We start from the raw sequence: 1,473 nt of genomic DNA on the forward strand, positions 1-1,473 counted from the left end.
TAAACCTCCTATGAATAAAACCCTTTTTCAAGTGGCTTTGGAAGCTTTTTCTTTTTTTATGGGCAAAAGAAGTTGCCTGTCCTGAGAATTTGCGGTTTCTATTTAGTTAAATTAACGCCTCTCAGAAGCTTTTTTTTATAAAAGTATAAAAACTTAGCTATATCCTCCTATTAGCGGTCGTTAAATTTGCCGCAAGTATTTATTAATAAACAGTTTAAAAGATAGCCGCACACTGATTAAAGCAGGTTTTCCCAAGCAAGGTTTAGAAAGCAGTCTATCATATCTTTATAGCTAGTTTTGTTTTTTTATTTCACAAGTCCACTCACATAAGGTGCGCGGTCATTCCATACATGCCTTACCCTGGAAAGCAGTTTTCTCGCTATCTTGATTATGGCCCGTCTGGAACCAACCCTTGCTGTCCATCTGCTATAGCATATTGTAAGGGCCGGATCTGTTCTTACTGCTACCCAGGCAGCCTCCACCAAGATATACCTGAGCCGGCGGTGCTGTCTTGTTGTTATGCTTCCCTTTCTGTCGTTCTCACCTGTGGAATGCTGCATTGGACATAGTCCGACAAATGAGTTGAGCTTGTCAAATTTCTCAAAACGGGAGATATCACCGATTTCAACAATCAGCACAGCTGCTGTTACCGGGCCGATTCCTGGAATAGAGCAGAGCAGCTCTGAGATGGTACGGTAGCGTGCTTTGCCCATAAGCTTTCTCATCTCCCTCAGTGTGTCCAGTTTCTGGGACCTGATGGTTTCCATTATCGAGAGCTGCCTGTCCAGCACGATGCGGATGCTAGGCTCTCCACAGCTGGCCTCTTTTAACCATGCAACAAATGCCCTACTCCAGTTGGCCTTTGCGAATCTCTGCGGTATCTCAATCCCCATCAGACGCAGAAGACCCTTTATCCTGTTTTTTGACCGGGTAAGATCATTACTGTACCGCTCGTTGAGCCGCACCAGCTGCCTGTCGGCTTCAAGTTCGGTATCAGGAACATAAACCCCTTCGAGCTGTCCAGCCTGAAGCGCCTCGGCTATCCGTCTGGAATCGTTCCTGTCATTTTTGTTCTTTGTATCCTTATCAGTCCGTGGGACATCTGCAGCGTTTACCGCGATGCAACTTATCGAACGTGCAGCAAAAGCCCGCTGTATCCAGAACCCACAGAAGCCGCTTTCATAAGCACATTCATAACGGGCTTCTGGATAATTGGTTGAAAGAAAATTCCAAAGTCCATCCACTGACGGGGGAGACTGGACGAAGCTTTTGAGATACTGTTTCCCTAGATAGAGTGAAACAGTCCAGCTTTTAAGGTGAACATCGATGCCACAGCTTATCGTATGACCGCTAAAATCTAATTTTTCTGCTAAATTTGTCATGATCTTAGTTCTATTGTTTATTTAAATTTAACAATTGTGGCTTGCTAAAGACCACTTGAACTAAGATCACTTTTATTACATAGATACTGAT

1 protein-coding gene is annotated in these 1,473 nt (G+C 44.0%); it reads right to left on the reverse strand.

Annotated elements, in window-relative coordinates; translation table 11 throughout:
- Positions 1-305 precede the first annotated feature (305 nt).
- The gene (locus EYS08_RS25560) at positions 306-1,382 is read right to left on the reverse strand and encodes an IS110 family RNA-guided transposase (RefSeq protein WP_131032711.1); all 1,077 of its coding nucleotides are present in this window, start codon (positions 1,380-1,382) and stop codon (positions 306-308) included.
- Positions 1,383-1,473: the final 91 nt, after the last annotated feature.

Source organism: Pedobacter kyonggii (assembly GCF_004310665.1).
GTDB classification, from domain to species: domain Bacteria; phylum Bacteroidota; class Bacteroidia; order Sphingobacteriales; family Sphingobacteriaceae; genus Pedobacter; species Pedobacter kyonggii.